Source organism: Aquibacillus sediminis, assembly GCF_005870085.1.
In the GTDB taxonomy this organism is placed as follows: Bacteria; Bacillota; Bacilli; order Bacillales; family Amphibacillaceae; genus Aquibacillus_E; species Aquibacillus_E sediminis.
Genome location: NZ_SZNM01000028.1, coordinates 19,523 through 46,283, shown reverse-complemented (window position 1 = coordinate 46,283; position 26,761 = coordinate 19,523). Strand labels below are relative to the sequence as shown.

Here is a 26,761-nt window from a genome sequence, read left to right as displayed (position 1 = left end):
TTATAAAACTAGTAAACTGTAGGGCTTTTATGATGATTGGTAAGTGTGTTGGCGTTGTGTGGTAAATTTCATGGCGAAGTCTGGTAAAAAACATGGCAAGGGTGGTAAAATCACGTGGCCGTAATCATCCTGTTACAAAATTTAATAATAGGTGCCTGTCACAACCTGAATTTTGTCGAAGGAAGATTTTTGTGTAGGTGCAACTTTTACAGTTTGAAAGCTTTTTTAAGTAAGGGAGATGGCTTGCTAGGGAGTGGAGTAACTTTTTGATACCGTTCCACTGAATGACCAGCTATTTTAATGATAATTCACCGTATCCTTAGTTATTGCAATACGATGACTATTAAGATATTGTGTGTAATATAACTAAATAAAACGAAAATGCCCACATCTAATCCATAGGTGTGGGCGTTTGACACTTGATTTGCAACGTTTTTATTGTGATTTTACTACAGTTTAGAACTTATCTCTTCAGCACTTTTCTTCAGTTCAAAAATATACTTATCTAGACTTTCTTCTTTAAATCTATATTCAGGTATAAAAATACTAAGTGCAGTGGTTGATTGTTGTGTAAAGTTATGTATTGGGACGGATATTGCTACTACACCATCATACCGCTCACTGTAGCTTATTGCATATCCTTCCTCGCGAATTCTCTCTAACTCATTTATCAATTTATCCTTATCGGTTATTGTATTTCTGGTATAACTCTTAAGTTTGTTTTGATTTATGACGGTCAACCACTTATCTTTCTCATGAAATGCTAGATGTGTTTTCCCCCCGGCACCAGCATACGTTGATGATGGATTTCCGAATTCAACAGACCACTTCAAAGGGTGGGGACTCTCTACACCATCAACAAAGACATAATAGTTTGGATTATGTGAAATACTTAGATATATAGATTCCTGTGTTTGTTCAGACAGCTCTTTCATAATGGGCATAGCTATACTTCTGAGATTAGGTTCTACCATTTGAGCTAATTTAATGAAAATAGTGCCTAGCATATAGCGTTTGGATTCATCTCTTAATAAAAACCCTTTTTCCCAAAGTGTGGACACAATACGGTGTGCAGCTGCACTACTTATTTCTAAGGAATTAGCAATTTCAGAAAGAGTAAGTTTCAGCTTTCTATTGTTTTGAAACAGAAGAATTACTTGCAGGGTGCGCTCTGCAACCAAAGAACCGGAACTTTTAGAACTCATAAGAATACCTCATTTTCGTAAAAATTTAATGTACAAACCATACAGCAAACTTTATTAGTATTGTACATGAATTGAAAATAATTAACAAATTTTTATTATTTTCAGAATATTAAGTATTGACAGCTAGAATAATTGTGATTTAAGATAAATGTAATCCAATTATAGGAAAGTAATTCCGATAATCGAAAAGGAGGAATGGGAATGGTATATGATCTATATACAGCAGTGGCTATTCAACCACAAATTAAGTTAGTGGAAAAACGAAATGATATTATGAAAAACTTAAAAAGATGTTTAGAGTTAATTGATGCTGCACCACAAGTGCAGCCCAGTGCAAAAGAAGGTTTTGAAGGTGATTGGGCACCTATTAAGCTAATATCTTTTCCAGAATTTTTTATTCAAGGACATGAAGGTCATTGGTCTTATGATCACTATGTCAACGAAGTGTTGATTGATTTTGAAGGGGAAGAAATGTGTTTACTTGCGGATAAGGCAAGAGAACACAAGGTTTATATCGCTGGCTGTATTTTGGAAAGGGATCCAGATTGGATTGATGATGGTTATTTTTTTAATACTCACTTTGTCATGGATCCGAAGGGAGAAATTATCCATAAGTACCGCAAGATTACTGTGGCTACACACTATGAGTTAGCTGTAAGCCCGCATGATGTTTATGATAAATATGTTGAGATGTATGGAGATGATTTATCTACATTTTTTCCTGTAACTGATACAGAAATCGGAAAAATTGGTACGATTACTTGTATGGATGGTCATTTTCCTGAGACTGCTAGAGCCTTAGGTGTACAAGGGGCTGAGGTTATTTTACATCCATTATTAACAGACCCACAAATGTCAGAACCGCAGAATATATGGCAATCCATGAATAAAATGAGGGCTTGGGAGAATGTAAGTTATTTGATAGGTGCTTCTTGGGGAGGAGTAACAGGAGGATTACGTCCTAAAAACTTTGCTCCAGGAAAATCAATGATCGTTAACTATAACGGAGTTGTAACCGCTTACGATGATCATGCAGGCGAAGGGATTATTAGTTCGGTTATAAATCTAGAAGAACTTAGAAGAAGGCGTACCGATCCAAGCAGGAACTTCCCAACACTTCTCAGAAATGATATATATAGAAAAATATATGCTAATGATATCTATAAAGGTAATCAATTTAATAATGAATCGCCAAGAACAAGAAAAGCAAGAGACCCATTTGAATCAATTAAAGAATTTATAGATAACGATATTTATAATGCGCCTGAAAAACTACCTGATTATTTGAAGTAGTCTATTGTGTATGACAGTGTCTGGAACGGATGCTGTCATACAAAAAAAGTGATTGTACTTTCAATTTATAAGGGATGGGAGTTGAATGTAATGGAAAAACCAAAATATGGATTAGCTCTTATAATGATTATGGTTTTCATTCTATGTTCAATAATAATTTATAGTCTATTGTCTAATTCTAATCTACAGATTATGAGTTTACCAATTGCATTGTTTTTGTTATGGCTTTTACAGCCAACGGTAGCGATTCTAGCAATCTTTATTTCTAAGAAAATATTTAAATTTTAATAATGGGGAAGGGGTAAACGTATGATTTTAACAATGGTAATTATTTATTTAGCTATCATGATCTTCATTGGTTATTACTATCGTAAAAAAGCTGGAACGGGAGAAGAAGGTTTTTTAGTAGCTAACCGATCTATTTCAGCATGGCTAGGTGGTGGTGCTCTTGCATCCACGTATACAAGTACAAGTGGATTTTTAGGCATACTTGGTTTGATGTTTGCATCTGGAATTGCCCCAGCTTTATGGGGGAATCTTGGACTATTATTAGGATTTATCATCGCAATGGTATTCGTATCTCCTCAAATTAGAAAATCTGAAATTTTAACTTTTCCTCAGTTTTTTGAAAATAGATTCAATAAAAAGGTAAGAGTGGTCGCAGCACTTGTTACTGTTGTAACCATGTTTGTTTATATGATCGCCCAAATACAGGGTGGAGCATTTGCTATTCAATATGTTCTAGGTATAAATTATGAACTAGCGGTGACAGTTATAGGTTTGGTATTTATTGCATATGTAGCTCTTGGCGGTTCTTATGCATCGATTGCGACTAGCTTTTGGCAGAATCTTATGATGACTTCTACTATGGTATTAGTAGGGCTAGTTGTAATCTTTTCTTATGATTGGAGTCAAACAGTCTCGTCCTCCATATCGAATAATCCAATCTCACTAAATATTTGGGGAGGCCCTGGTCCACTCTTTAGCTTAAGTTTTGGCTTATTACTTGCATTAGGGGTTATTTGTTCTCCTCATGTTGTTATGCGTTATAGTGCAGCAAGAGATGAAAAAACAGCTGTCAAAACATCAGCTTCAGCAATCACCTATCTCTCCATATTTTATTTAGCAACTGTTTTTGTTGGTATATATTTAATTGCTAATGTTCCTGAAATTTCTAATCCTGATATGGGTTTTTTCTTAGTGGTAGAACAGTTGTTTCCTAAGATTATGATTGGATTATTTGTTGCAACAGTCATAGCCGCTGCAATGTCTACTACTGATGCTCAACTACTTACAGCTGCTTCAGCCATTACTAGTGATTTATATCCTATCATTTTCAAAAAGGAATTGCCTAAAGATAAATCTGTAAAGGCTACAAGATGGATCGTAATTAGTATTGGAATATTAACTGTTATTATTACATTAAGACCACCAGAATTAATTTTCCTCGTCATGGCACTTGCACAATCACTTATTATTGGTGCTTTTCTAAGTCCATTATTATTAGAATTATGGTGGAAAAAGACAACAGCACAAGGTGCTTTTGTAGGTATGATAGGAGGATTTATAGTTGCAGCCTTGTTAAGTCCATCCATGAATTTGGTTGAATTACCTTCTCCATTCTTATCCGGACCTACTGGAGCATTAGTGTCTTTAGTTATAACTGTAGCTATTAGTCTTGCAAAACCTAAAAATACCTCAGATTTATCTACAACAGAAACTAGAAAGGTTAATTAGTTAATATTAGAAGGAGAATGTTATTGATGCATTCTCCTTTTGTGCGATAGGCAATCGTGCACTAGTTATAAATGAACGGTGCTGTCACCGCCCGTGAGAAAAGGTTAACCGTTGTTATTAAAAGGCAAAAAATAAACGAACTTGTTTCAAATTCCAAGCTCGTTTATCTCCTCTATCAGTTGCTGTTAAAAAGGTAATTAGATATAGGGGCGTGAGCATACCCCTGTCAAGTATGTAATCAGGATCCTATGGCTGCCTACAGTGAAATGGAAAACCACTTACATCATGTGCTGAAAATAATAAAATAATGAGTAGCAAACAGGATGGTTTAGAGATTAAATGCTCCATTATTTAGTTCGGGATTAAAGTGATACATCCTATCCAAAAAAGCGAGGTCAGTGGCCTCGCTTTTTTGCTTAAAAAGAAAAATAATCCCTTTTCATATTTTAAAGATTGTATGAACTTTTAATTATGAAAACAATCCAAAAACCCCTATTAAAGTATATATAATTTCAAAATTTTTATTAAATAAATATAACCGCTATCATTACTGATAGCGGTTATATAAAGCGGTTTTAAATTTTTTTAAATTTTGAAAAAATTTGTCAGATAATCTCTCAAAAGGAAAGAAAACGTGTGATTGCTATGATAGCTTGTACTTAAGGTAATTCCATAATTGGATGGAGGGATGAAATAAGAGGTGGTCTTTTATTTTTGGAGTACTTGGTCAGACCAATCATCCAACCAACCAACTGACCAGTATTGGAATTAAAAAAATATAAAATTTATAGGGGGCTATTCATTTGAATCAATTAAAAAATAGTAATATTTTCTTGGTTTTAACTTTGCTACTATCATTATTTCTTGCAGCATGTTCTTCTGGTTCTTCCGCTAGCGATGGATCCGAAGAAAAAATTAAGCTAGGAGTTCTTGAAGATGTATCGGGAGACTTTTCACTTGTAGGTGTTCAAAAGTTACATGGTACACAACTTGCAGTAGAGGAAATCAATGAAAATGGTGGATTGTTAGGAAAAGAAGTCGAAATTATAGCACCTGATACTCAATCTGATAATACTCGCTATCAGGAGATGGCTAGAAAGTTAATTTTAGATGATAAAGTCGATGCCATAATGGGTGCATACTCAAGTGCTTCACGTGAAGCAATTCGTCCAATTATGGAAAAAAATGAGATGCTTTATTTTTATAACAACCAATATGAAGGTGGAGTTGCAAGTAAATACACATTCGCAACTGGCGCAATTCCAGAACACCAAATCGAAACTTTGGTTGAAGCGATGATGGAGGAATATGGATCACGTTTTTATACCATTTCAGCTGACTATAACTTTGGACAAATTTCAGCTGACTGGTTCCGTACCATTGTAGAAGAACGAGGAGGAGAAATCGTTAATGAAGAATTTATTCCTCTAGGTGAATCACAGTTTGGTAGTACCATAAGTCGAATTAACGAAGCTAAACCAGATGTTTTAGTTACATTACTTGTTGGTCAAGAACAGTCTTCTTTCTATGGCCAATGGGCATTAGAAGGAAATACTGACATTCCGATGGCAACAACAGTAAATATGGTTCAAGGGTATGAACATTTACGTTACGAGGCACCTGCATTAGCTAACATGTACGTCACAGCTACTTTCATGGAAGAATTAGCTAGTGAAAATGAAACTGCTAAGGAATTTGTCGATAAATTCTATGAGAAATTTCCTGATGATGAATATGTAGGTATGGAAGCTGAGGCGCAATACAGTGGTGTTAAGCTTTGGGCTAAGGCAGTAGAACAAGCAGGTACAACGGAAACGGATGCTGTCATTGAAGCGCTTGAAAGTGGTATTACTTATGATGGTCCAGCTGGTCCCGTAACCATAGATCCGGCTACACACCATGCTATTAGAGATGTCTATCTTGCTTATAGTGACAAAGAACATAACATTACATTCCCTAGAAAGTGGGAAGCAGTGGAGCCATATTGGCTTTCAACTGAAAAAGGTGTAAACCTAGCAGAAAAGGATGACTTTAGTCAATATACACCAATAGATTAATCAGTTGAAAGAAGAAGGTGACTATTGCTATTTCATCTTCTTCTTTCAACCTTATTTCCTACAAAAATAAAAAATAATCTTTTGAAAGGAGTGCAGCTATGAGCATTTTTGGATTCATTTATCAATATATGGATAACTTTGCTTTTTTAATCCTAGCAGCGATTGGGCTTGCTGTCATTTTTGGAATGATGGGTATCATTAATTTAGCCCATGGAGAATTCATTATGTTAGGCGCTTATATAACAACACTTGCAACAATGGCTGGGATTCCTTTATTTATATCGATTGCACTGAGTGCCTTACTCGTTGGAATCTATGGATTTATAATTGACCGATTAATCATTTCTAAATTGTATGGAAGAACACTAGACTCAGTAGTTGCAACGTGGGGGATTAGTATGATTATGGCACAAGGAATGTTAATTATCTTTGGCCCATCTATTCAGGGTGTAGGGACGCCGTTAGGCTCTTTGTCTATTGGAGGGGAAAATTATTCGGTATACCGTATCTTACTATTCGTAATCGCTATTGCTGTCTTAGGTGTAATATATTGGGTGTTTATGCATACCAAATTCGGATTACAATCAAGAGCAACCATGCAAAGCCAAGAAATTGCAAGAAGTTTAGGAGTCAATACAAACAAAGTGTACTCATTGACTTTTATGCTAGGTGCAGCATTTGCTGGGCTAACAGGTGGACTTTATGCTCCAACCATGGCTGTTTCTCCAAGTTTTGGGAATAGTTTTCTCATGCAAAGCTTTGTAACAGTAATTGTAGGTGGGTCAAATCCATTAATTGGAACCTTCTTATCTGGAGGGGTATTAGGTTTTGTCAATAGTGCTTTAAATATGATTTGGGGAACTTTTTATGGTCGTTTAGGATTATTGATTGTGGCTATCATTGTTATTCGATTAATTCCATTAGGTTTCTCAGGTTTGGTAGAAAAAAAATTAATGCGTGGACGTGATGCTTAATATGAATACTTCTAAAATTAAATTAAATACAGAGAACATTGTAGGGATCGTCATGTTTATAGGGTTGTTTGTTTATCCGCTATTTGTATCGTCATATCAAGTTTTAAATCTATCTTATTTTTTATCCATGGTTTTCCTTTCGATGAGTCTTGCATTGATTTGGGGATTTTGCGGTATTTTTAGTTTTGGACAAGCTGCATTTTTTGGTATTGGTGGTTATTTTTATGCCATATTAACGATGAACATAGGGATTTCTGCTTTCACACCAGTTGGTTTAATTGTTGGGGTTTTAGTAGGAGCCGCAATAGCATGGGTGTTAGGGTATTTTATGTTCTATGGTGGTGTTAATGATGTATTTGTTGGTCTGATTACTCTCTGTCTAACCGTTGTTCTCGAAACTTTTATGGGGCAAACAGCTGGTTCAGAGTGGAAGATTGGAGAAATTGGTCTTGGTGGTTTTAATGGAATAGATGGGATACCAACCATTTCCTTTGGTTCCTTTATGTTAACAGGAATTAATTTCTACTACTTTATTCTTTTTATCTTACTTGTTGTTTATGTAGGTCTAAGATATTTAGGCATTTCAAAATTTGGATATACAGCAATAGCAATTAGAGAAAATCGTGAACGAACAAAGCTTTTTGGATATAATGTTCCCAAATATCAAACCACTATTTTTGCGATAGGTGGAGGTCTTGCATCTCTAAGCGGTATTTTATATGCAACATGGGGTAGTTATATAACACCTTCTTCGTTCGGGTTGACAGCCGCTACTTTACCGGTTGTCTTGGTTGCAGCTGCTGGAAGAAAAAATATTACTGCGTCTGTCATATTCACCATTGCTTATTATTGGTTCTCCCAAAGTTTATCTGCTAGTGGTAGTGAATATGCTCTAGTCATTTTAGGTTTAGGGTTGGTATTAGTTATTCTCTTTGTTCCGGAAGGGATTGTAGTAGCACTCTTTAAATGGATTGATCAGTTAGTATTCTCTAGAATAAGAAAAAAGCCTACTATAAAACTGAAAGAAAAGGAGAAAGTCCATGGACACAGTATTAACTAGAAGTGCGAATAAAGTAAGCGTAAAAAGCATCTTAGAGTTAAAAAATTTAGGGAAATACTTTGGCGGGATTAGGGCTGTGGATGGCGTTGACCTATCCATAAGAGAAGGGGAGTTACACTGTCTTATTGGTCCAAATGGTGCTGGGAAGAGTACCATTTTCAAAATGATTATGGGTGTTTATGAACCGAGTGTTGGTAGTGTCTATTTTGAAGGGAAAGATATTACAAAGAAGAAAAACTGGGAAAGAGCAGATATGGGGTTAAGTATTAAAATGCAAATTCCAGGTGTGTTTGGTGAACTTAGTGTGTATGACAATATGCGAATCGCTACACAAAAACATACAAAACTAGCAAAAATGGATGAAGAGATTACTAAATTACTAGATCTAATGGATGTCCGTCATTTGAAAAATGAAATTGTGAATAATCTCTCCCACGGTCAACAGCAATGGCTTGAAATAGCAATGTCACTAGCGTGTAAACCAAGGTTATTGCTACTCGATGAACCTGCTGCTGGGATGGGGCCAGAAGAAACAGAATTTACTGCGCAATTAGTCAGAAAGCTAAATAAAGAAGGAATCACTATTTTATTTATTGATCACGATATGGATTTTGTAAGGCAAATAGCCCAGAAGGTAACTGTATTACACTTCGGGCAGAAATTTGCAGAAGGAACAATTTCTGAAATTGAATCAAATGAAGAAGTTGTTCAAATTTATTTAGGAAATGGCTGAAATTGGAAAGGGGGATTAGCATGTTAAAGGTTCAGGGATTACAATCCGGATATGACAAGGTTATCGTCGTAAGGGATTTGAATATAGAAGTTCAAGAAGGCGAGATTGTCTCGATTATCGGTCGAAACGGAATTGGAAAGAGTACATTCGTTAAAACTTTAATGGGTCTTATTCCGAGTACTAATGGTGAAATAACATTTAAAGAGAAAAATATCACAAAATTAAAGGCCTACGAGAGGGCGTGGTTCGGTATAGGTTATGTACCTCAAGGTCATGGTACATTTCCTACATTGACTGTAGAAGAAAATCTATTAATGGGTGGATCTATTAATAAGGACAGAAAGAACAACGATTTAAACTTAGTGTATGAATATTTTCCTAAGTTAAAAGATAGAAGAAAGCAAAAGGCAGGGACACTTAGTGGTGGTGAACAAGCCGCATTAGCAGTTAGTAGGGCTCTTGTTGGTAACCCTGATCTACTTGTGTTAGATGAGCCTACAGAAGGGATTCAGCCAAACCTAGTAAGTCATATAAGTGATATTGTTCGGCAGATTAACAAGGATATTGGAATAACAGTTCTTTTTGTAGAACAACATATTGGTTTGATTCAACAGATGTCACAGCGTTGTTATGCGATGGATAAAGGGCAGGTGGTTGGAGAAATTGTTGGTGACGATATTAAAGATTATAGTGTCTTAAAACAATATTTAGCAGTTTAAAATTTATTATAGAAAGGTGATATACCTATGGGAAAAACACTTAAAAGTATTAAAATGATTGAGCAACCAGGAGAACATAGCTATGTATTCTCAAAATATATTGATCCGATAGTACGTGTGTCTCCGGGAGAAGTTGTTGAAATTTTAACAAAAGATGCATTTGAAAATCAAATTACTAGTGGAGATGATGTACCATCTAAAATTTTGGGGGACTATTTAAATCCGCAAACAGGTCCAATATATATAGAAGGCGCTGAACCAGGAGATACACTAGTGGCACATATTATTGATATTGAACCAACAAGAGATTGGGCTGTTAGTGTGATGAAAGAAAATTTCGGTGGTTTAACTGCTACTGATTTAACAAGAACATTACACGAACCATTACCAGAAAAGGTTTGGATCTATAAGTTAGCTAATGGAATGTTAACAAATAATGAACGTTTAAATTTCCCGTGGCGTCCATTCTTAGGCACAATTGGAACAGCACCAGAAATTGAAGCTGTTTCTGCACTTACTCCTTTTGATCATGGAGGAAACATGGATGTTCCAGATACAAAGCCAGGGAATAAGGTATATTTACCAGTAAGAACGGAAGGGGCATATTTTTATACAGGTGACTGCCACGCTGGTCAAGGGGATGGAGAACTATGCGGGGTAGCCTTAGAAATTGCAGCGAAAGTTAAGATGAAATTTGAATTAATTAAAGGAAAAGAAATAAAGTGGCCGAGAATTGAAAGTGATACCGAGTATATGGTAGTGGGTAGTGCTCGTCCAATGGAGGATGCAGCTCGAATTGCTTATGCCGAACTAATCGATTGGATGGTAGAGTTAGGTTGGGAAAAATTTGAAGCGTACCAAGCCCTAACTCAAATTGGTAATCTGTATGTCGGTAATATGGTAGATACTTATTATTCATTGGTTGCTAAAATTCAGAAGAAATATGTACATCCTGGAGAATAATTTTAGAGACTAGACGCCTTTAATGACTAGGGCGTCTCTCTTTTCATTCAATTTTTAGTTAAAAGGAGTTAATTTTTTATGAACACAAACTATAAAGTAGCAGCGATCCAATTTGAGCCAACGCAGTTTGAGAAAGATTATAATATAGGTATGCTCTATCAAATGGTGGAAGAAGCAGCAAGAAGTGGTGCAAAGTTAATTGTTACTCCTGAAATGGGGACGACGGGTTATTGTTGGTATAACCGTGAAGAGGTTGCTCCATTTGTCGAATCTATTCCGGGAAAGACTACTAACCAATTTGAAGAATTAGCAACGAGATATAATATATATATTGTTATTGGTCTTCCTGAAGTTGATTTAAAGACTAATTTATATTATAACTCTGCTGTTTTAATTGGACCTAAAGGTTTAATTGGAAAACATCGTAAGACACATCCATATATATCTGAACCAAAGTGGGCTGCTTCTGGCGACATTGACCATCCTGTTTTTGATACGGAAATTGGAAAGATATCACTACTCATCTGCATGGATATTCATTTTATAGAAACAGCTAGATTAGTTGCCTTGCGTGGGACGGACGTGATTTGCCATATAAGCAATTGGTTAGCAGAGCGTACCCCTGCACCATATTGGATTAATCGAGCATATGAAAACCAATGTTATTTAATAGAAAGTAACAGATGGGGGTACGAACGTACAGTGCAATTTAGTGGCGGGAGCTGTGTCATTAGCCCGGATGGACATGTTCAAGGCTATGTAGATAAGGGGGATGGAATCTTTTATGGTGAGGTTGATTTAGCCGAATCTCGTAAAAATGAGATTAGTGATAATTCCATTTTATTTGATAGAAGACCAGAAAAGTATATGGAGTTAATGACAAATACGTTTATGTGGAACCCTCTTGATTTTTTTGGCCTATATGGAAATAACCCCCTACCAAAGGGGAAAAAGTCTCGTATTTCCGTTGCGCAAATGGAAGTCACATCCAATGTTGAAGTGAATGTAGAAAAGATACTAGATTTAACTGTAGAGGCTAAACAAAACGGTGCGGAATTAGTTGTGTTCCCTGAACTTTCTATTAGTGGACCTTTCCAACCAGAATCTGCTGAAACCATTTTGGGACCTAGTGTAGAATCGATCGTCCATCTTTCGATAAAACATAAAATATACATTGTTTCTGGATTCGTTGAGGTGGAAGGTTCCTCTTACTACAACACTGCTATTCTTACAGGACCAGAAGGATTTATAGGTAAATATAGAAAGATGCATTTAAATACAAAAGATAAGGAGTGGGCAACACCAGGTGAAAAATGGGAAACTTTTGATCTACCAATTGGTAGGGTTGGTATGTTGGTAGGATATGATGCTATGTTCCCTGAGACTGGTCGAGTATTATCTCTATTGGGAAGCGACTTAATTGTCTGTCCTTCTGCCATAGATGTTCCAATTACCTCTGGGCATGTTGGTACAGATGTAGAACAAAACTATCCTATTCCTACGGGAGCAGATCCACTCCATTGGCATTTTTATAGAGTTCGTGCAGGAGAAAATAATGTTTATTTAGCTTTTTCGAACGCATTGGATGACGATATGAAAATTAGTAAAGGTAGAAGTGGAGTTTTTGGACCAGATACTTTTCACTTTCCTCGTAACGAATCCGTTTTATTTGGAGAAGAGGGAGTTGCAATAATTGAAATGGATACAACGAATGAAGAAAACACCACCTATCCAACTAATGTTGTTCGCCGTAAAGATCTGGTTCTAATGAGACAACCACATTTGTATAAAGACCTCATTAGGACAACTAATACGGATAACGGCTTAGTGATCAATAAATTATAAAAGTTGTTTAACTGAAAATTTTCTGTGAATTTTGATAGTAGGTATCAGTGATATGTACCCTATATAGTTTCTTTTTTAGCCAATTTCCTTACTCCAAATCTTTTCGCAAACTTTCCTTCATAATCTTTTGAGAGCAGAACAAGGGTACACAATCTATTGGTTGATTTTTGAAAGTATTTCGTAGCATGGTTTGGGAAAGGGGGGGCACCCATCCGGAATTATTAGTATAGAGAAGAACATTTATAAGTTAATTCGTATAAGAACAAGAATATACAAAAAGTAGCGGAACGGGTATTTCCTAATTCCGCTACTTTTGGAATTAATAATTTATAAAGACGAATGTACAGTTATGTTATCAGCGGGATATTGGGGACAGTGAGCATACCCCTGGATACAGGGGTCAGACCCCCTGAAAACACAAATGTCCATTCAACAAGGACAGTCGATCATCTTTTATTGGAATGCTCTTCATTCTAAAGAGGTATCTCGTTTAACCAGGAATGTTCGTTCTTGTAAGTTTAGGCATGAGATCAGAACTCATAAAAAAGCAATCGCCCCTACCCTACCAAGGTAAAGTGGTTACTTTTATGTAATTACATAGCAAGGGTAACGGTATTTAAATCACCCCCGTTTAGAATCGTTCTTTATTAGTTATCCCATTAGGGAGTTAAGAAGTGCTATCTTACAGAAAATTGTGGTAAGATGAGTAGGAAAGGGGGAGGTGATTAATGTGCCAATATTTTTAGGCATATTAATATTTGTAATCATTTTAATAATAATATCCGTTAATCCATGGTTGTTATTAATAATCCCACTAGTCATAATAGGTATTGGTGTTCTTTTGGATGTAATGCAAAAGAAAAATGAAAAAGAAGAATTTGGTGGTAAAACCTCAGATGAAGTTTTACTGGAAACAATAGACAATTTTAAAATAAAAGAAACAAAAAAATTCACAAATGAATGGTCCAAAGATACTCTTATCTATAGTGAGGGAGATAAAAGTATTTACTTTGTTTTAAAAGAAGATGGCTACTTTGATATAGTTCAAATTAATTATCGTGATTTGTTACAGGTTGAAATCATTCAAGACAGTGAATCTATTACTCGAACATCAAGAGGAAGTCAATTAGCAGGAACAATTATGGGCGGCTTAGCATTAGGTGGTACGGGTGCTATTATCGGTGGTTTAAGTGGTAAAAAAAATCACCATGAAAAAGTTAAGGATATAGAGTTGCAATTTGTAGTAAATGATACAAACCAACCTATAAAAAGATTTAGTTTTTTTAACTTTTTAAAAAAATTAGAGACGAATACTACCGAATATAAAAAAGCATATAATGAAGTATATGAATGGTTTAAGTTAGGAGAGGTCTTGATTCATCAAGCGGATAAAGAGGATAAACAGAGTTATTATAACCAAAATATATCTTCAACTGAGAAAAATCATTCTAGGATTAACGAAATTCAAAAACTTGTCAGTTTATATAAAGATGGATATTTATCACAAGATGAGTTTAACAAGGAAAAACAAAAAGTTTTAAATAGATAATAATGGGGCTATGGGGTACCAGTGACCCATGATCGGATATAGGGGTCTGCCCCCCCTAGGATATAGGGGTCAGACCCCTTGGGAAAAGTATCACAACAGAATCTCCGGTCCTTTGCTCGATCGGTTTGATATTTTCCTATCACTCGTTCCCGTGTCAATACCAATGCCGCAAAAGGTCCCACATCTGCAGAGCTACGTAAACAAGTGATCGAAGCGCAAACGATGCAACAAGCGCGTTACCAAAGCAATGATCGGAATGCAACCGCCTCGCTTGAAACACTGAAAAACAAAGGCAACGTGTCCCTAGATCAAATTCAACTAATTGAAAAATGTGCCCAAAAACAACTATGGAGCAACCGTGTTCAAGTGAAAATTTTACGATTAGCTAGAACCATCGCTGATTTAAATGGAGAAGAGCAAGGGATATCGGTACCCAAAAAAGACATTAGTCCATGAAAGGTGGACAACCCGGTACGAAAAGGAGCCACTGTGGCTCAAATCGCAGTTGATTTAAGTGAAAAAAGATTCCGAGCCCAACTGGTAATTTAACCTGGGGAGCTAGAACGGTTATTACCATCTTAAGAAATGTGGTTTATAAAGGCGATATTTTATTCCAACAAACGATAGCGTTGCAAAATGGCCGAAAGAAAAACGTTCCTAATGAAGGGCAAGAACATCAGTATTATATAGAGGAGCATCACGAACCGATCATACCACAGAAAAAGTGGGATGAAGTACAGAAGATATTAGATGAGCGAGCGCAAGAGGTAAAGAAGAAACGTTCAGCTCCCTTGCCAGAAATCAATGAAAATAAAAATGAAACATTCTTAGAGAAGATGATTTGTGGGGAATGTTCAAAATAAGTGGTCCATTATGTGAATAAGAGGCCGAAAAAAATGGGGACTATTATCAGCATTTTTGGGTCTGTTATCGAGCAGGTTTTCCACATTATCATGTTCATGATCCGTAAGCGTCAAATAATACCCACATGGTCTCCCGCTTAAAACCATGCGATAATCTTGTTAACAAATAACAGGATATAGGGGTCAGACCCCCTAAAAACACAAATGTCCACGTATTACGAACGGTTTGTGAGCATATTTTCCTATGCTGTATGATCATTAACAAAAGATTTATAGAATAAAATGTAAAGAAGAGTCAATCATCATATGAAATTATACAACTGAAATGATCGACTCTCCTTGGTGAGTATATACATTTTATTTTAGGAATCTGTTGATAACTTTCTAATATGTATCTTTTCTACATTAAATTGCATGTTGATTAGTTGCTTATGTGTATGCATAAAATTCAACTTTGAGAAGAAGGGTAGACGTTCTTCAATTGGCTTGTTTTCTTTATAGATAATAGCAAACACAACTTTGTAGTTATTTGTAATAAAATTATCTTTTTTAATCAAATTAGAATACTCTGAATCAATTTGATTAATTTTATTAATTGTTTTCTCTCTTGCATCATAATTACTTGATAATAGATCTGCACTTATTCTCCCTTGGGAAAATAAGTGACTTAGTGTAGAAGAGCTACTCCAAGGTTTCACATGAATTAATTCTCCTTCTTTTGAGAGTAAATCACAGACTTCTATTTTACTATTATCTATTTGAATATTTTTCCTATCTAAACAAATGAAATAATCCTCTTCTCCCATTCTTTTATTATAACTTTCTTCGTTTACATCGCCTTTTTCTGGATCAAAACTATCTAATGGTAACTTGCTGTTTGGAATCTTCTTAATGTAGTCTGTAATGCTTTCTTCAAAGCCATTATCAACCTCAAACCATTGGCCAAATGTCAAAATATAGGTTTTGTTGTCAAACTCTATCTCAGCAACACAGCATTGATAAATCGACCAGGATTCTTGAGGGTAACTATCCCCATGCGTCCAACAAAATATTTTATGCCTCTTTAATTTATCCGCATCCAAATTATTTAAGAAATTAAACTTGTTATTTATCAAATCTTTCATGTTTAGGTCTTGAAATTTTTGCCCGTTTTCTGTGTATGAATAGGTATAGTTCTCTTCGTAATTTAATATATATGGTGGCGCAAGATGGATAGTTTTATCAGAATCCATTATCCCATCTACTAATTTGCCATCTAATTTCTGTACTGTTTGAGGATCGGTTATATTTTTTATATAATCAATCCAATAAAAAGGTGTTTTTTGATATTTATTACTGTTGTAATCAGCCAAAAGTCTGCTACAGAGTTGACTCAGATCATGAAAATTAAAGTAACCGTTATAATGAAAGGAATCCCTTCCAGATAGTATTTCACCATACCGATCTTTATCGATCGCCTCAGCAGTTACTGATCTGAGAAAATCCCTGTAATTATCAACGTCAAAACTTTGAATCTCTGTTGATTTACTTGCTTGTGTTCTTGATTGGATAATAAGGTCATCAATAATAGATGCATCTAAGCTTTTAAGCTTTTCAGGATTTGCATTGTTTAATACAACTCTTAGTCCAAATCCTCTTTCATAGGATTCTGGGAGCATCAAATGTTTACCGTGACCAAATGTAAATGCAAAGATTCTATTTTCCCGCTTTACTAATAATATAGCTCTAGTAGATTGATTATATAAGTTAGGCATATTATTTGCTCCCTGTTGTAGCAAAATGTTCCAGTCAGGTTGATTAGAATCATTATGACCAGTATAAACTATACCATTAATATTAAATTCTTCTTTTAAAGTGTAATGATCGGTTACTTTTACACTATCAATCACATCTTCGAAACTACCGTACTCTTTTTTAATTAAGTAAACAGATATCTTATATTTGGGTTGTTCTGGATTTGGCATAATCAGACACCTCATCTAGAAGTTTTATATTCTTGTAGAAATACCTAGAATTTTCAGATATCTCATTGTATATTGTATAATACATCATGAAAGTTGTGTTTGTAAATTCTCATGCCTGTAATTCCATTCTCGCATTTCCTATCCCAATATAGGGGTCAGACCCTGATATCGGAGTCTGACCCCTTGTAAATACAAATGTCCATGTAGGAAGGACAATCAGTAAGTCCTAACGTATTCATGTTGCCATATATTTACCAATCATTTTGCTTCTGTTATCGAATAGGCACTTTTTTAAGTTAGGGTGATGGCGTGTTATGGCGGTAATACGACGCTCGAAGAAAGTATGATTTCATAGGTGATGGTGTTATATGCTAAATTATAAGTATTCATTTTAGCATTAGTATTATGGGGAATAATCATTTATAATGATGATATAGATCAAAGATCATATAGCTTATCCGTTATAATAAATAGAAGGAGGGGTATCCTTCATGAAGATTTATGTAAAGAATGATGACGGGAATGTGTTCGAAGCTTTCCAGATTGATGAAAACACCTATATGTTTAAAACAGAAAATAAAACATTCGAACTTTCTCTTTCAGAGGCGAAAGATGTATATGGTTTAAGTACAATATCAGAGAAACAAAAGAAGAGAATGACAAAAGCAATATTTTCAAATGACGATATCCTAGAACAGTTGAGAGACGCTAGGGGGCATAAGGGGGCATAGGGGTCAGACCCCCTAAAAAGACAAATGCATGTTTTTTCCATGGTGGGTGGACGGGGATATAGGGATATAGGGGTCAGACCCCCTAAAAACACAAATGTCCACGTATGATGGACAGTTCATGAACCTTATAGAAATAAAATGTAAAGGAGAGTCAATCACTTAGATAAATGATCGGCTCTCCTTTGTATTATAATAGATTTTTAAGTTCGTTCTTGCTACAATTAATTCTATCAACTACATAAAGCGGATGGGCAGTTGGCCATCTCCCGACAGAAGGGAGGTGGAAAAATGACGACATATGAAGCAATAATTATTGCACTAACAACAGCATTATTGCTTATCAATGTGCTTAAATTGGTTATAGAAATCGTCAAAGAAACAAGAAAAAAGTAACCGTCCACCGCCCGACCAAAGGTTAGGATAGGTTACTTTCTTCTAAGTATTACTTATTTTGGTCAGCCGCTCTTCTTGCGGCATGTAGTTGTGTTGACTGAGCATTGTTGTCATTTGTCAGCAGTGCTCGGTCTTTTTTATACTACGTTATTTATAAATAAATTATACATGATGATTGATTCCTTTAGCAACTTAAAAGAAATATGGTCTTTTTTCTTGTCTTATTCCTTCCTGGTAATAGGCGCAGCTCCAAAAAAGTTTTTGTAAAATATTGAAGGATATTTTGTTTCTATGGCGAATTAGTGTATATAGAAAAATACCTACATGTTGTGTTGCTACCTACAAGTTTCCTTCCTTTTTTCTTTCTTATTACATTATATCAAACTAGAAAATATAATAATTGTAAGGAGGTTTACTTTTGCCTAGGAAAAAACGGGTTTGGTTCCCTGGTGCAAGGTTCCATATTACTAGTCGCGGGATTCATCGGACGACATTGTTTCATGACGACGAAGACAGGTGCGAATATCTCCGATTATTGGAAGAAGCGAAAGAGCGCACGCCATTTATTCTTCATACGTATTGCCTCATGACCAACCATATTCATCTTCAACTGGAAACGATCGAGCACTCTACAGGTCAAATCATGAAACATGTCCATTCTCATTATGCCACCTATTTTAACCAAAAATATCACTTTTCAGGCCATGTGTTCGAAAGCCGCTATGGTTCTGAGTTGTTAACGACAGTTGAATATGAATTAGAAGTGAACAAATACATCCATTTGAACCCGATTCGTGCCAATATGGTAACGTGTTTAGAAGATTATAAGTGGAGCAGTTATTTCCATTATGTACAACCTACAAACAGTACGCTCGTTACTACGGAGCGAATTTTCACTTTTTTCCCCGAACCGAAAATCGACAATTATCAAAAGTTTCTACAAGTCAAAGTGCAACAGGAAAATAAGTATGTAAACGTAAATAAAGGATAGGAGTGTGTAGGATGGTTACAAGTATATCAAGTATTGGCCTGCTCGGAATGGAAGGCTATCGGATCCAGGTGGAGGTGCATGTGATGGAAGGACCACCAGCCTTTACGATTATTGGGTTGCCGGATTTAGCTGTAAGGGAGTCTCGGGAGCGGGTGATGAGTACGTTGATCACGATGGGCTGTGATGTGTCGGAGCAACGCGTGATTGTGCAACTGTCCCCACCAGAGCAGAAGAAAGCAGGACCTTTTTTCGATATTGCGATCGCATTAGGGATTTTAAAGGAAGAAGAAAAACTTGATGTGGAGTTTGATGCGGATACAGCGTTTGTTGGATCACTGCGTTTAGATGGTACCATCCAATCGGTAGATGGCTTGCTGCCAAGTGTGTTAGCTGCAACTAAACTGGGATTTAAGCGGCTTTATTTGCCATCCTCCTTAGAATTACCTCTAGCAAACATCCCGTCTCTTGATCTGTTCCCGATTCATCATCTTAATGACTGTGTAGCACATTTAGAGGGGCAACTATCTTTGTCTTTTGCAGAAGATGAGCGTCCTCATGTCGTTGCAGAGCAAAATGCTCCACCATCCGAACACGATTTTTCCCATGTAATCGGCCATGAACGCGCCAAGCGAGCGTTGACGATTGCCGCTGCTGGTGGACACCATTTGTTTATGTCAGGACCACCTGGATGTGGCAAAACCATGCTAGCGGAAAGTTTTTCAACAATATTGCCGACATTAACGGATCAGCAATATTTAGAAATGGTAAGTGTCTACCAAATGACGAACAGTACGCCCCCACCTAGAGGAACAGCCCCATTTCGCTCGCCACACCATTCTTCCTCCTATGTCGCGCTTGTTGGCGGTGGTTCGAATCCAAAACCGGGTGAGGCGTCCCTTGCTCATAACGGCGTCCTATTTCTCGATGAGTTACCTGAATTCACCAAAAAAACGTTAGACATGCTGCGTGAGCCGTTGGAAAGTGGCCTGGTTCACATTAGTCGAGCACGAGGAACAGTAACCTATCCAGCCCATTTTCAATTAATTTCTGCGATGAATCCTTGTCCATGTGGCTATCATGGTGCCAAACATCGCTATTGTACATGTAGTCCTAAAGAAATCCATAATCTCGCTGAAGTTATAAAGTTAGACGATTATGGTGATTGGCTAGAAAGGGGATAGGAATGAGAAAGTGACTTGAGTTAAACATATTATATAGTCACAGAAATGAAATTTAAAAGTTGTAGCAGTCACCAATCGTCGCCAACAGAAAAAGAAGTAATCCCCTTCCGCTCCAATCAAAGGAGTAAGGTGATTACTTCTTTAGGATTGGTAACTTGCCGGTATAACTGCTTTTCATGTAGGATGATTTAGGTGCTTGTCACTTACAAATTGTCGTCTAACGTAAAATTCCACTTATTCCTTGAATTTTTCATTCATCGTTCTAGCCATAAAAACAGAAAAGTTGAATCTTGAAACCTTGTCATTTGGTGCAAAGGTTCCATTGCCCATCCCAGTGGTAATTTTATTAGCCGCTAGGATGGAAATATAATTGTAAAATGCATGATCTTTCGGGACGTCAGTAAATGTTCTGTCTGGATCCCCTTCTAGTTGATAGGCATAGGAGTTTTAATTACATAGTTTGAGGTGAGGAATTATTTAAGTTAGGTATAGATAATGCTCTTCATTTTCGTAAAGGAGATTTTAAAATAGTTTAAAGACAAACAAGTATTATAAATCGAAATAATTGTAATATTCTAATTATAATGATTTTTTTAAAAAATCACTTTATTCTTAACTAGTAATCCTTTATACTTAAATACAGTCGTAACATAAACATATTGGGGAGGAATGGAAATGAAATGGAAGATTTTATTCAGTGTTATTATTCTAGTGCTACTCACTACAGGGGTTGTATCTGCAGCAGTAATTAATCAATATAAAACCCCAAGAGGTAATGCTGCAACTGTTGAAAGCCTTGACATCCATAAGGAAAGAGTTGGTTTAACTGTTAATGGAGAAACTGTTGAACAACCAACATGGTATCATGAAGGAAAGACTTATGTTCCATTAAGAGCATCAGCAGAAATGCTAGGAGCAAAAGTAAATTATAATTCAGATTCGATGTCTGCTGATATTGTGAATGATAATACCTTCTTGGAGGACCTTTTATTGGGGGATTGGAACTATTCTTGGGAAGCTAATGACTATCAAAATGAAATGACGATTTCACTTGAAGAAATAGTTTATGAAGATGAACAAGTTCTTATTAAAGGGACTCAAGGGGTAATCAATAATAGGTTACTTGAAGATAAAGTCGAAGGTGAGATTGTAGGAACAGAAGTAAAGTTAAAATTATATGATGAGTCTTACGAGTTTGTTGACTATGACCTAATAGAATTTAACTTACAAGATATTCTTATGGATGAATCAATAAGAGCTAAAAGGCTACCTAGTGTTGGTATGTACCCTAATGATAATACAGTGAGAGAAGAAGCTTTATTACCTCGTACAGAAGAATGGTATGACTATTTTGGGGATGACTTGGATGATAAAGGAATCTATGAAATTTACGATCTTAAAAAAGTTAAATAAATTTCTATTAAGAAAATGCGCTTAAGTCAGTGCATTTTCTTTTGTACGAGTGGCGGCATATGCAATACAGGGGGGCATGAATGCACCGTAACAGCTGATATCCGATAAAAAGTGATGGGTAAGGGCAAATTTCATTGCGATATACATTGCGATATAGGGGTCAGACCCCCTAAAAACACAAATGTCCACGATGGAAGGACGGTTTATAAGTGCTATTATGTTTTCCTAGTGCCATGTGTCCACCAACAAAAGATTCATAGAATAAAATGAAAAGGAGAGTCAATCAAATGAAATGATCGACTCTCCTCTTTGGGTTATTATATGTATTTATGTTCGTCCTTGCTAAAATCAGTTTAAGCAACTACATAAAGCGGATGGGCGGTTGGTACCTCCCTGTAAGAGAGGGGGCGTGCAACATGGTGGCATATGAAGCAATGAAAATGCTATTTCAATTTGGTATTTTTTGATATAGGGGTCAGACCCCTTGGGAATACAAATGACCACGTACGAAGGACAGAATGATGTATTAGTATTAGTGCTCCCGACCTCAGAAACCACCATGCCTCTCACCGAACCAGACCACGGTGGGTCTTTTGAGTTTCTAGGTGGATTTTGATTAAATCCACCCTTCTAATCGTTCCCTAATCATTACGGTTGGATCTAATTCAGAATAAAGATAATTGTTTATGATATTCGTAATCCCCTATTGTTTCTTGATAAATCCGTCTAACAGTAGATAAATCACTTTTATATAAATCGTTAACGCCGACAGAATAAGTTAAATCTTTTTCGCTGCGCATTTGTTTAATTCTACTTATTAGTTTTTCCTTTGTTTTTTCCATTTTCTCTTTTTCTATAGCTTTTTTCTTCTTCTCTTGTTCTAATCGTTTTTCTTCTTCTCTTTTTATCCTTTGTTCTTCTTTTGCTTCCTTTCTTTTTTCTTCCTCCCACCAATAATATGTGGACTCGCAAACTTCGTATAGGCCAACTAAATCACTATAACTTATTTGGTCTAGTCTATTAATGTCTTCAACTAATACGATATTAGTTTCGTTTTGCATTCTGACTATCTCATTTTGCATACTCAACCAGTTATCATATTTCCTCTCAGCTTGATCATGCATTTCTTTCAACTCTTTAAGATCAATTTCTTCTAATACTTTAAAATCTTCAACGAAATTCATTTGTGTTTTGTTTTGTATTTCAATAATGTTTCGTCGGAATTTGTTTCTTTGTTGAACAAAGAACTTGTCCATATCCTTCTTTCTGTTTTCTTCTATGCGGGCGTGAGTGTGTTTAATCGGTTTATGCAGAAGTTTAAAATTTTTTCGATATTCATCAATAGCCTCTCTAACTTCCTTGGGATAATTTGAAGACCCAAATCCCCATTCAACAAATAGGCTCTCTTTTTTATCTTCATGAGCTGGGAGATAATCACAAACAATCTTATGAAAAAAACGGTCCCTACGTCCGACTTTTTCTATTAATCCTACAGTACGCCATAAATCCAAAATTTCATCCACAACTAATTTATCTGTTTTCACCTTTATTTCATTACCATTTTGTTCTTTTTCTTTATAGCAACCCATTTTTTTGAGTTTAGTTATTTCTTTTAGACATTTAGGTGCCCATAGTGGCACAAAATCGTATTTAGTTTTAAATTTAGATTTTTGATAAATCATCTTGTCATATAACCATAATTGAATAAAGATACCAGGTGTTTTCAACATTTTCAAGTAATCACCAGTGACAAAGAAAAAGCCAGGCAGGGTATCGGTACCAGGTACCCAAAAAAGACAGTTGTCCATGATAGATGGACAATGATATGGTGAGAGGAGTTGTCAAATAGGCTGGCAGCTCCTTGTTTTGTTTGTTAAAAATATTTGAAAAAAATGTAGGTTTTAGGAGGATATTTGTTGAACATGGCGAATATATGTTAATAGAAACATAGTCACTATAATGTTTATTACCTCTCTTTGTGTTTTCCTCTCTACAGGAACTTTTATTTTCCAATTAACCATTACAATCAAATAGTTGGAGGAGGGTTACGGTTGCCTAGAAAGAAACGGACTTGGTTTCCAGGCGCTAAGTTGCATATTACCAGTCGAGGAATTAGACGAACTACTTTGTTTCACGATGATGAAGATCGTATAGAATATTTAAGGATTTTGCAAGACATTAAGCAGATAAAACCGTTTGAACTCCATACGTATTGCCTCATGACGAACCACATTCACTTACAACTTCAGCCTCTAGAACACCATCCAGGAAAAATACTACAACAACTTCATCTTAAGTATGCAAAGTATTTTAACCAAAAATATCACTTTTCAGGCCATGTGTTCGAAAGTCGCTATGGTTCCGAGTTATTAACGACAGTTGAATATGAACTAGAAGTGAACAAATACATCCATTTGAACCCGATTCGTGCCAATATGGTACAGGAGTTAAAGGATTATAAGTGGAGCAGTTATTTCGATTACGTTCATCCTACAAACAGTACGCTCGTTAGTACGGAACGAATCTTCACTTTTTTCCCCGAACCGAAAATCGACAATTATCAAAAGTTTCTACAAGCCAAAGTGCAACAGGAAAAGAAGCATGTGAACCTAAATAAAGGATAGGAGTGTGTACAATGGTTACAAGTATATCAAGTATTGGCCTGCTCGGAATGGAAGGATATCGGATCCAGGTGGAGGTGCATGTGATGGAAGGACCGCCAGCCTTTACGATTATTGGTTTGCCCGATTTAGCTGTAAAGGAGTCGCGTGAGCGGGTGATGAGTACGTTGATCACCATGGGCTGTGATGTGTCGGAGCAACGCGTGATTGTGCAACTGTCCCCACCGGAACAGAAGAAGGCGGGCCCTTTTTTCGATATTGCGATCGCATTAGGGATTTTAAAGGAAGAAGAAAAACTTGATGTGGAGTTTGATGCGGATACAGCGTTTGTTGGATCACTGCGTTTAGATGGTACCATCCAATCGGTAGATGGCTTGCTGCCAAGTGTGTTAGCTGCAACTAAACTGGGATTTAAGCGGCTTTATTTGCCATCCTCCTTAGAATTACCTCTAGCAAACATCCCGTCTCTTGATCTGTTCCCGATTCATCATCTTAATGACTGTGTAGCACATTTAGAGGGGCAACTATCTTTGTCTTTTGCAGAAGATGAGCGTCCTCATGTCGTTGCTGAGCAAAATGCTCCACCAACCGAACACGATTTTTCCCATGTAATTGGCCATGAACGCGCCAAGCGAGCGATGACGATTGCTGCTGCTGGTGGACACCATTTGTTTATGTCAGGACCACCTGGCTGTGGCAAAACCATGCTAGCAGAAAGTTTTTCCACGATATTGCCGCCATTAACGGACCAACAATATTTAGAAATGGTAAGTGTCTACCAAATGACGAACAGTACGCCCCCACCTAGAGGAACAGCCCCATTTCGCTCGCCACACCATTCCTCTTCCTATGTCGCACTTGTTGGCGGTGGTTCCAACCCAAAACCGGGAGAGGCGTCTCTTGCCCATAACGGCGTTCTGTTTCTCGATGAGTTACCTGAATTCACCAAAAAAACGTTAGACATGCTGCGTGAACCATTGGAAAGTGGCCAAGTGCATATTAGTCGAGCACAAGGAACCGTAACCTATCCAGCTCATTTTCAATTAATTTCAGCGATGAACCCTTGTCCATGTGGCTATCATGGGGCAAAACATCGCTATTGTACATGCAGCCCCAAAGAGATCCAAAAGTATCACAACAAAATCTCCGGTCCTCTTCTCGATCGGTTTGATATTTTTCTATCACTCGTTCCCGTGTCAATGAATGCCTATACCACAAAAGGCCCTACATCTGCAGAGCTTCGTAAACAAGTGGTCGAAGCACAAGGCATACAGCAGGAGCGTTGTCAAAGCAATGATCGTAATTCTACCGCCTCGCTTGAAACACTGAAAAACAAAGGCAACGTGTCCCTAGATCAAATCCACCTAATCGAAAAATGTGCGCAAAAACAACAATGGAGCAACCGCGTTCAAGTGAAAATTTTACGATTAGCTAGAACCATCGCTGATTTAAATGGCGAGGAACGAATAACAGATGAAGCACTATGGGAAGCGATGACTTATCAGCGATCGCCTTTGTTGAAGAAGGGAGGGAAGGATGTTGTGTTGTAATGAAAGGACTAGTGGAGGTTGGTTTCCAGTGTTTCAACATGAGTAGTGTTTTTTCGTAGGTTTCAATGAGCGGGTCTACTTTGATCAAAGATATGAATATCAGTGTACACTAAAGGGTGAGCAATCTTTTCCCAATATTCTTCTATGGCTTTGTCAGGATTAACAGCACTTAAGACTTGCTGCTTGGCCATGGAGAAGTCTTCAAATAGTGAATAAGTTCTACGGTATTTTCTATATAATGCAAGGTGTTTGTTCTTTAATCTGAGGTGGTAATTTGGTTCAAGACATAATTCTGTTAAGATTCTTTTTTCATGAAGCGTGTAGGAATTAGCTAAGAAGATAGCCTGAATGATGTGTTTAACCCCTAAATGTTCAGCTTCCTCTAAATAAGTATGGGGGATAATTTGCCTATACATATACTTTTTAATTTTATTTGCATCTTGCCCTAATTCTTGTGATATAGAGAACTCGTTCATCTTATAATTTTTTATCAGCTCATATATTAAGATTTCTTTATATTTATTTTTTTCATTATTGGATAGACAGCGCTGGAGCAATGCTAGTTTCCGTTCTTGCTCAGATGGATAAGGGTCAGATATTACAACTAAAAGAGGAAAATTTTTATTTAGTAACCGAATTCCATCAATGTATTTAAATCCAGAAATAACATTAAATTTACCATCTTTTCTTTTTTCAACATTAATATAAGGCGATTTGGCCTTTTCCATTTCCTCTGAATAGTTTAAAGCAGTGTTCCTAGTAACCTTTTCTTGATGAAAAGCAACCAATTGGCTTGGCTGGATACGACCAATTGTCATTTTTATTCCCCCTCCCTATATTGTTATGACACTATATGAGGTGAAAGGTTTGTCCTATTCAATCTATTTATTTAATGTTTGAGATAAATTTTTAAAAATAG

General features: G+C 36.4%; 22 protein-coding genes and 1 pseudogene. 18 read left to right on the top strand and 5 right to left on the bottom strand.

From position 1 onward, the window contains the following. Positions 1-449: 449 nt before the first annotated feature. On the bottom strand, positions 450-1,205 hold the full coding sequence (locus FCI53_RS18350; protein ID WP_138420475.1) for an IclR family transcriptional regulator: 756 nt from the start codon (positions 1,203-1,205) through the stop codon (positions 450-452). A gap of 201 nt (positions 1,206-1,406) precedes the next feature. Here FCI53_RS18350 and FCI53_RS18345 point away from each other — a divergent pair, with 201 nt between their 5' ends. The 12 genes from FCI53_RS18345 to FCI53_RS18285 all read left to right on the top strand — a co-directional run bounded on the left by FCI53_RS18345 (position 1,407) and on the right by FCI53_RS18285 (position 14,998). Further along, positions 1,407-2,498, top strand: coding sequence for a nitrilase-related carbon-nitrogen hydrolase (locus tag FCI53_RS18345; RefSeq protein WP_171038237.1), 1,092 nt, complete (start codon positions 1,407-1,409; stop codon positions 2,496-2,498). 309 nt (positions 2,499-2,807) lie between these two features. Further along, complete coding sequence (locus FCI53_RS18340; RefSeq protein ID WP_138420473.1) at positions 2,808-4,235, top strand: sodium:solute symporter family protein; 1,428 nt, start codon at positions 2,808-2,810, stop codon at positions 4,233-4,235. Between the two features lie 803 nt (positions 4,236-5,038). Further along, a complete protein-coding gene (locus FCI53_RS18335) occupies positions 5,039-6,292 on the top strand; it encodes an urea ABC transporter substrate-binding protein (protein ID WP_138420472.1) in 1,254 nt (417 codons plus the stop codon). Positions 6,293-6,390: 98 nt separating this feature from the next. After that, the gene (locus FCI53_RS18330) at positions 6,391-7,266 is read left to right on the top strand and encodes an ABC transporter permease subunit (protein WP_138420471.1); all 876 of its coding nucleotides are present in this window, start codon (positions 6,391-6,393) and stop codon (positions 7,264-7,266) included. Between the two features lies 1 nt (position 7,267). Then, complete coding sequence (locus FCI53_RS18325) at positions 7,268-8,326, top strand: ABC transporter permease subunit (protein WP_138420470.1); 1,059 nt, start codon at positions 7,268-7,270, stop codon at positions 8,324-8,326. Continuing rightward, positions 8,307-9,059 carry an ABC transporter ATP-binding protein gene (locus tag FCI53_RS18320; RefSeq protein ID WP_138420469.1) on the top strand — a complete coding sequence of 251 codons (753 nt, stop codon included), beginning with the start codon at positions 8,307-8,309 and terminating at the stop codon, positions 9,057-9,059. Before FCI53_RS18325 ends, FCI53_RS18320 begins: the two co-directional genes overlap by 20 nt. A gap of 20 nt (positions 9,060-9,079) precedes the next feature. Beyond that, complete coding sequence (locus tag FCI53_RS18315) at positions 9,080-9,778, top strand: ABC transporter ATP-binding protein (RefSeq protein ID WP_138420468.1); 699 nt, start codon at positions 9,080-9,082, stop codon at positions 9,776-9,778. A 27-nt stretch (positions 9,779-9,805) separates the two neighbouring features. Then, entirely contained in the window at positions 9,806-10,741 is a 936-nt protein-coding gene (locus FCI53_RS18310; protein WP_138420467.1) for an acetamidase/formamidase family protein, read from the top strand. A 78-nt stretch (positions 10,742-10,819) separates the two neighbouring features. Next, positions 10,820-12,586: a nitrilase-related carbon-nitrogen hydrolase gene (locus FCI53_RS18305; RefSeq protein WP_138420466.1), complete on the top strand. Its 1,767-nt coding sequence runs from the start codon at positions 10,820-10,822 to the stop codon at positions 12,584-12,586. A 730-nt stretch (positions 12,587-13,316) separates the two neighbouring features. Continuing rightward, positions 13,317-14,135 carry a hypothetical protein gene (locus FCI53_RS18300; RefSeq protein ID WP_138420465.1) on the top strand — a complete coding sequence of 273 codons (819 nt, stop codon included), beginning with the start codon at positions 13,317-13,319 and terminating at the stop codon, positions 14,133-14,135. 138 nt (positions 14,136-14,273) lie between these two features. Next, positions 14,274-14,591: a magnesium chelatase subunit ChlI family protein gene (locus FCI53_RS18290; protein ID WP_281279564.1), complete on the top strand. Its 318-nt coding sequence runs from the start codon at positions 14,274-14,276 to the stop codon at positions 14,589-14,591. A 68-nt stretch (positions 14,592-14,659) separates the two neighbouring features. Then, on the top strand, positions 14,660-14,998 hold the full coding sequence (locus tag FCI53_RS18285) for a recombinase family protein (RefSeq protein ID WP_138420462.1): 339 nt from the start codon (positions 14,660-14,662) through the stop codon (positions 14,996-14,998). A 362-nt stretch (positions 14,999-15,360) separates the two neighbouring features. Here the strand turns inward: FCI53_RS18285 and FCI53_RS18280 are convergent, their stop codons facing one another. Further along, the gene (locus FCI53_RS18280) at positions 15,361-16,962 is read right to left on the bottom strand and encodes a DUF6119 family protein (protein WP_171038236.1); all 1,602 of its coding nucleotides are present in this window, start codon (positions 16,960-16,962) and stop codon (positions 15,361-15,363) included. Between the two features lie 491 nt (positions 16,963-17,453). On the opposite strand from FCI53_RS18280, the gene FCI53_RS18275 reads away from it, so the two are divergent. From FCI53_RS18275 to FCI53_RS18265, 3 genes are all read left to right on the top strand, one after another. Further along, positions 17,454-17,693 (top strand): hypothetical protein, encoded by a 240-nt coding sequence (locus FCI53_RS18275; RefSeq protein ID WP_138420460.1) that lies wholly within the window; start codon positions 17,454-17,456, stop codon positions 17,691-17,693. Positions 17,694-18,504: 811 nt separating this feature from the next. Further along, positions 18,505-19,077, top strand: coding sequence for a transposase (locus FCI53_RS18270; RefSeq protein WP_138420459.1), 573 nt, complete (start codon positions 18,505-18,507; stop codon positions 19,075-19,077). Positions 19,078-19,088: 11 nt separating this feature from the next. Next, entirely contained in the window at positions 19,089-20,258 is a 1,170-nt protein-coding gene (locus FCI53_RS18265; RefSeq protein ID WP_138420458.1) for a YifB family Mg chelatase-like AAA ATPase, read from the top strand. A 234-nt stretch (positions 20,259-20,492) separates the two neighbouring features. On the opposite strand, the pseudogene FCI53_RS22250 reads toward FCI53_RS18265, so the two are convergent. After that, positions 20,493-20,654: pseudogene (locus tag FCI53_RS22250) on the bottom strand (S-layer homology domain-containing protein); the annotation flags it as partial. A gap of 279 nt (positions 20,655-20,933) precedes the next feature. On the opposite strand from FCI53_RS22250, the gene FCI53_RS18255 reads away from it, so the two are divergent. Then, positions 20,934-21,671 carry a stalk domain-containing protein gene (locus FCI53_RS18255; RefSeq protein ID WP_171038235.1) on the top strand — a complete coding sequence of 246 codons (738 nt, stop codon included), beginning with the start codon at positions 20,934-20,936 and terminating at the stop codon, positions 21,669-21,671. Positions 21,672-22,336: 665 nt separating this feature from the next. Here FCI53_RS18255 and FCI53_RS18250 read toward each other — a convergent pair. Beyond that, a complete protein-coding gene (locus FCI53_RS18250; RefSeq protein ID WP_138420456.1) occupies positions 22,337-23,401 on the bottom strand; it encodes a hypothetical protein in 1,065 nt (354 codons plus the stop codon). Positions 23,402-23,722: 321 nt separating this feature from the next. Here FCI53_RS18250 and FCI53_RS18245 point away from each other — a divergent pair, with 321 nt between their 5' ends. Both FCI53_RS18245 and FCI53_RS18240 read left to right on the top strand, forming a co-directional pair. Continuing rightward, positions 23,723-24,295, top strand: a complete 573-nt coding sequence (locus tag FCI53_RS18245) for a transposase (protein ID WP_171038234.1) — start codon at positions 23,723-23,725, stop codon at positions 24,293-24,295. Between the two features lie 11 nt (positions 24,296-24,306). After that, the gene (locus FCI53_RS18240; RefSeq protein WP_138420454.1) at positions 24,307-25,842 is read left to right on the top strand and encodes a YifB family Mg chelatase-like AAA ATPase; all 1,536 of its coding nucleotides are present in this window, start codon (positions 24,307-24,309) and stop codon (positions 25,840-25,842) included. Between the two features lie 62 nt (positions 25,843-25,904). On the opposite strand, the gene FCI53_RS18235 is transcribed toward FCI53_RS18240, so the two are convergent. After that, positions 25,905-26,660 (bottom strand): hypothetical protein, encoded by a 756-nt coding sequence (locus FCI53_RS18235; RefSeq protein WP_138420453.1) that lies wholly within the window; start codon positions 26,658-26,660, stop codon positions 25,905-25,907. Positions 26,661-26,761 lie beyond the last annotated feature (101 nt).